At 71.1% G+C, this 6268-nt stretch carries 2 protein-coding genes; one reads left to right on the forward strand and one right to left on the reverse strand.

Annotated features, from left to right (window positions below; genetic code table 11):
- Positions 1-2: 2 nt before the first annotated feature.
- A complete protein-coding gene (locus tag ACLJRL_RS22545; protein ID WP_410658217.1) occupies positions 3-476 on the forward strand; it encodes an SRPBCC family protein in 474 nt (157 codons plus the stop codon).
- Here ACLJRL_RS22545 and ACLJRL_RS22550 read toward each other — a convergent pair.
- On the reverse strand, positions 473-6268 hold the full coding sequence (locus ACLJRL_RS22550) for an SDR family NAD(P)-dependent oxidoreductase (RefSeq protein ID WP_410658218.1): 5796 nt from the start codon (positions 6266-6268) through the stop codon (positions 473-475). The two genes, ACLJRL_RS22545 and ACLJRL_RS22550, sit on opposite strands and share 4 nt — an antisense overlap.

Raw genomic sequence — 6268 nt, forward strand, 5'->3', positions numbered from 1 at the left:
CCATGGACAGGATCGATCGCGTCGGCCGGGTCATCAGGGCAACACCGGAGACCGTCTACAGCGCACTCCTCGACCGTGCGTCCCTGGAAGCCTGGCTGCCGCCGGAAGGCATGAGCGGCCGGATCGAGCAGTGGGATCCACGGCCCGGCGGCGGTTTCCGGATGGTCCTCACCTACCTCGACGCCACCGACAACCCCGGCAAATCCTCGGACGCGACCGACGTCGTCGAGGTCGGTTTCGCCGATCTCGTGCCGCTGGAGCGCGTGGTGCAGCGGGCGGTGTTCGAGGCCGACGACCCGGCCTTCGCGGGCACCATGACGATGACCTGGGACCTCGCCGCGGCCGGTGACGGGACCGAGGTGACCGTCACCGCCACGGACGTGCCGCCGGGGATCGGCCAGGCGGACCACGAGGACGGGATCACGTCCTCGCTGGCCAACCTGGCCGCGTACGTCGAAAACCCCACCCGCGTTTAGTCCTCTGATCGCGGGTTGGTGGCCAGCCACGTCCGGATGGCCTCAGCGGTCGTCGCGGCGTGCTCCTCCAGCATCGTGAAGTGATCCCCCGCGACGTCCACCGTGTCGTGCGGCAGCGCCCAGCCCGACCGCCACTCCGTCCGATCCCGCCAAGCCTCCAACGGCTCCGACGCGCGCACGAGCAGCGTCGGGACACCGGTCTCGACGGGCACCTGCTCGGCGAACAGCCGCAGGTAAGCGCCCATCGCGGTGAGCCGGGTGTCGTCCAGCGCCTGCGCGACGCCGTCGGTGAGCCTGTCGCGGATCCCGTCGAGCGCGTGCTGGTCCTGCGGATAGACGTCGATGAGCACCAGCGCGCGCGGCGCCGCTCCGGCCTGCTCCAGATACGTGGCCAGAGCGTGGGCCAGCGGCCCGCCCGAGGAATGGGCCACCAGCGCGACCGGGCCGCGGTCTTCGCGGAGGATCGCGTCCGCCTGCGCGCGCAGCACGGCCTCGACCGAATCCGGCAGCGGCTGCCCTGGGCCGAACCCGGGCACCGGCACCACGGAGACGTCCTGGACGTCCCGGAACGACGCGGCGAACCGCGCGTACTCGTGCGGCCCCGAGCCGGCGAGCAGGGACGGGACGCAGACCAGTTCGGGGCCACCCGGCCCCTTGGCGAGCCGGACCGCCTGGAGGTTCTGCTCCTCCGCGGTGTCCACGGTGAACGCCGGACGGTAGCGGGACGCCTGCGCGGCCAGCGCGATGAACTGCCCGACCTCGTCGAGTTCCACCGCGCGGGCGAACATCGCGCTGAACACCCCGTCCGGCCGTGGGGCCTCGACGGTCCGTTCAGGTGTCTTCAAGTCCGTGGCGATCCGGTCGGCGACGGCGAGCGGGTTCGGGTGGTCGAAGACGAGCGACGGCGGCAGGCGGAGCCCCGTCGCGGTGGCGAGGCGGTTGCGCAGGTCCACCGCGGTGAGCGAGTCGAAACCGAGTTCGAGGAACGCGGCCTCGGCGTCGACGGCTTCGTCGTGGCCGAGCACCGCCGCGACCTGACCGCGCACCAGATCCAGGATCGCGGTGTCGCGTTCCTGACCGCTCAGCCCGGCGAGCCGTTCGCGGAACGCGCCGCCGGTGGCGGGCGCTCGCCGCGCGCGGGCCCGGATCAGACCGCGCAGCAACGGCGGGATGTCGCCGTCGAGTTCGGTTCGCAGCGCGGCGAGGTCGAGCCGCATCGGAACGGTCACCGGCCGGCCATCGGCCAGTGCGGCGTCGAACAGCGCCAGACCCTCCTCTGTGGACAGTCCGGTCACGCCGGACCTGGCCATCCGGTCGACGTCGGCGTCGCCGGTCATCGCACTCGTGGTGGCCCACAAACCCCAGGCCAGCGACGCACCCGCGAGCCCGGCCGCCCGGCGTCGCTCGACGAGCGCGTCCACGAACGCGTTGGCCGCGGCGTACCCGGACTGCCCGGGATTGCCGAAGACCCCTGCCGCGGAAGAGAACACCACGAAGGGTGCGGCGCCGGGCGCGAGTTCGTGCAGGTTCACCGCGGCGTCGACCTTCGGCGCGAGCACGCGGTCCAGCCGTTCCGGGGTCAGCGCGGAGACCAGTCCGTCGTCCAGCACACCGGCGGCGTGCACGATGCCGGTCACCGGATACGCGGCCAGGACTTCGCGCAGTGCCTCGCGATCGGCCGCGTCACAGGCCACGATCCGCACGTCGGCGCCGAGGGCGGTCAGCGCGGTGGCCCCGGGTGCCTCGGCACCGGACCGGCTGAGCAGCACCAGGTTCCGCACGCCGTGTGCCTCCACCAGGTGCCGTGCCACCGCACCGCCGAGCAGACCGGTGCCGCCGGTGATCAAGACGACGTCGTCGGGGCTCCACGGCGCGGCGGCGCCTGGCTCGGGAACGCGTACGAGACGGGGCACGAGCGCGACACCGTCACGGACGACGACCTGCGGCTCGCCGAGGGACAGCGCGGCTCCCACCTCGTCGGAATCCGTGTCGACCAGCACGAACCGGCCGGGATGTTCGGCCTGCGCGGACCGCACCAGCCCCCACACCGCGGCGGTCACCGGATCCTCGATCCCGCCCCTGGTCACGACCACGAGCGGGCCGTCGCCGGATTCGATCCAGGCCTGGACTCGCTCCAGCGCCGCGCCCAGTACGGGACGCAGTTCGCCGGTCTCGGACTCCCACACGGTCGCGGTCACCGGAGAGGCTGTACCGACGCGAGCCGGGACCCAGTCCAGGCCGAACAACGACTCGCGATGGCCGGGCGCCGCCATCGGCCGCAGCACCAGGCCATCGATCTCCGCGACCGGCGAGCCTTCGCCGTCGGCGAGGCTCAACGCGACGCCGTCGGCCGTGGGCGACAGCCGTACCCGCAGGCTCGACGCGCCACGGGAAATCAGCGTGACGCCGGTGAACGCGAACGGGAGCCGGATCCCTTCCCCTGCCGAAAATTCGCCCAGCGCGATGCCGTGCAGCGCGCCGTCCAGCAGGGCGGGGTGCAGGCCGAAGCCGGCCGCATCGGCGGTCTGCGCCTCGGGCAGGTCCACTTCCGCGAACACCTCGGACCCGCGCCGCCAGGCGGTCCGGAGCCCTTGGAACGCCGGGCCGTACTCGAGGCCCGCCTGCGCGAGCTGGTCATACAGAGAGTCGACATCGATCCGTTCCGCACCCGTCGGGGGCCACTCCACCAGCGGCGATCCACGGTCCGGTGCCGGCACCAGCAGTCCGTGCGCGTGCCGGGTCCACGGCTCGTCCGTGTCCCGGGAGTACACGCCGACCTCGCACCGGCCGTCCGCGTCCGGCTCCCCGAGTTCGACGGAGAGCAGGACACTTCCGCGCTCGGTAAGGACGAGCGGGGCTTCGAGGGTGAGCTCGTCGAGCGCATCGCAGCCGATCTGGGCTCCCGCGCGCAACGCGAGTTCCACGAACGCGGTGCCCGGCAGCAGAACGGTCCCGGCGACGGCGTGGTCGGCGAGCCAAGCGTGCGTCTCCAGCGAGATCCGGCCGGTGCACAGCAGGCCGCCGGTTCCGGGAACCGGGACCGCGGCGCCGAGCAGCGGATGATCCACCGCCGCCTGCCCGAACGCCGACGCGTCGCCACTCGCCGCGCCTACCTCCAGCCAGAAACGCTTGCGCTGGAACGCATACGTCGGCAGGTCGACCCTCTCGGCAGCGGGCAGCACCGCCGACCACGTCGGGCTCAATCCCCGCACATGAGCCTCGGCCAACGAGGTCACGAACCGGCCGCCCTCGTCCCGGCGCAGACTTCCCAGCGCGACGGCGTCCTCACTGATCTCGGCGATTCCGTTGGTCAGCACCGGATGCGGGCTGGACTCGACGAAGAACCGGAACCCGTCGGCCAGCAGGCGACGCACGGTCTGTTCGAAGTGGACAGTGCCACGAAGGTTACGGAACCAGTAGGCCGCGTCGAAACTCGTCTCACCGGTGACCGTCGAATAGAACGGGACGGCCGGCGTCCGCGGTTCGATGTCCTTCAGTGCGCTGAGGACGTCCTGTTCGATCGCGTCGACATGCGCGGAGTGCGACGCGTAGTCCACCGGAATCCGCTTCGCCCGGACGCCGACCAGTTCGCACCGTTTGATCAGGTCGTCCAGCCCGGCAACGTCACCCGAGACCACCACCGCCGACGGCCCGTTCACCGCCGCCACCGAGACACGCTCCGGCAGCAACTCCCGAACACGTTCCTCCGACGTGGCCACCGAGACCATCCCGCCACGGCCGGACAACGCCAGAATCGCCTTGCTCCGCAGGCACACCACACGAGCCGCGTCTTCCAACGACAAGGCGCCGGCCACGTATGCCGCCGCGATCTCACCCTGCGAATGCCCCACCACCGCCGCAGGCTCGATCCCGCACGCACGCCACAACCGCGCCAACGACACCATCACCGCGAACAACACCGGCTGAACCACATCGACCCGCTCCAACGCGGCGGCATCCGACAGTACGCCGGTCAGCTTCCAGTCCACAAAGGAACCCAGCGCGGTTTCGCAGTCGGCCATCGACTCCGCGAACACCGACGACGACTCCATCAGCTCCACAGCCATCCCGACCCACTGCGAACCCTGACCCGGGAACACGAACACCGGCTTGCCCGGCAGCGCGGTCCCTTCCACCAAGACGCCCGACGGCTCCCCCGCGGCGAGAGCGTTCAGCCCGGCCGCATGGTCCCCGACGATCGCGGCGCGATGCGCGAACAGCGGCCGTGAGGCCAGTGTCGCGGCGACCCCGTCAATATCGTCTACAAAGGACTTCAGCCGAACAGCCTGAGCACGCAGTGCTTCCGGAGTTCGCGCAGACAGCAGCCACGGCACCGCTCCGGTCACGATCGGGGGCGCGGTCTCGACGTCGTCGGCCGCGGGCGCCTCTTCCAGGATGACGTGGGCGTTGGTGCCACTGATCCCGAAGGACGACACCGCCGCGCGGCGGGGACGATCCAGCTCAGGCCACGGCCTGGCTTCGGCCAGCAGGGACACCTCCCCCACCGTCCAGTCCACATGCGACGAAGGCGTGCCGCCGTGGAGACTCTGGGGCAGCACACCATGCCGGAGGGCCTGGACCATCTTGATGATGCCCGCGACCCCGGCGGCCGCCTGCGTGTGCCCGAGGTTCGACTTGATCGACCCCAGCCAGAGCGGCCGCTCGGCCGGCCGGCCCTTGCCGTAGGTCGCCAGCAGCGCCTGGGCTTCGATCGGATCGCCCAGCGTGGTGCCGGTTCCGTGCGCCTCGACGACGTCGACGTCCGCGGTGGTGAGCCGCGCGCTCACCAAGGCCTCGCGGATCACGCGCTGCTGGGAAGGGCCGTTCGGCGCGGTCAGCCCGTTCGACGCGCCGTCCTGGTTCACCGCCGACCCCCGCAGCACCGCCAGGATCGGATGTCCGTTGCGCTGAGCGTCGGAAAGACGTTCGACGAGCAGCATGCCGACGCCCTCCGCCCAGCCGGTGCCGTCGGCCTCGTCCGCGAAGGGTTTGCAGCGGCCGTCCGGCGCCATTCCACGCTGGCGGCTGAACTCGACGAACGTACCCGGGGTGAACATCACCGTCACGCCACCGGACAGCGCGAGGTCGCATTCCCCGCGTCGCAAAGCCTGTGCGGCCAGGTGCAACGTCACCAGGGACGAGGAGCACGCGGTGTCGACGGTGACCGCCGGGCCTTCGAGCCCGAACGTGTAGGAGATCCGTCCCGAGGCGATACTTCCGGAGTTGCCGGTGCCGAGGAATCCGCCCACCTCGTCCGGGATCTCGGTCAGCCCGGACACGTAGTCGTGGTACATCAGCCCGGCGAACACGCCGGTCTTGCTGCCCCGCAATGAAGCCGGGTCGATACCGGCCCGCTCGATCGCCTCCCACGAGGATTCGAGCAGCAGCCGCTGCTGCGGGTCCATCGCCAGCGCCTCACGGGGCGAGATCCCGAAGAACGCGGGGTCGAAGTCCGCGACGTCGTGCAGGAACCCGCCCTGCGACACGTAACTCGTGCCCTGGTTCTCGGGATCGGGGTCGTACAGGGCTTCGAGATCCCAGCCGCGGTCGACGGGGAACCCGGAGATCCCGTCGCCCCCTGCTTCGACCAGCCGCCACAGCTCCTCAGGCGAAGTCACGCCACCCGGGTAGCGGCAGGCCATCCCGACGATCGCGATCGGCTCGGCGTCGGCGGATTCCGCCTCCCGCAAACGTTTGCGGGTCTCGTGCAGATCGGCGGTGACCTGCTTGAGGAAATAGCGGAGCTTGTCCTCGGTTCCCGTTCCGGCGTTGTCCATAGCTGCTGCCCCCAT

The organism is Amycolatopsis sp. lyj-112 (genome assembly GCF_046549055.1).
In the GTDB taxonomy this organism is placed as follows: Bacteria; Actinomycetota; Actinomycetes; order Mycobacteriales; family Pseudonocardiaceae; genus Amycolatopsis.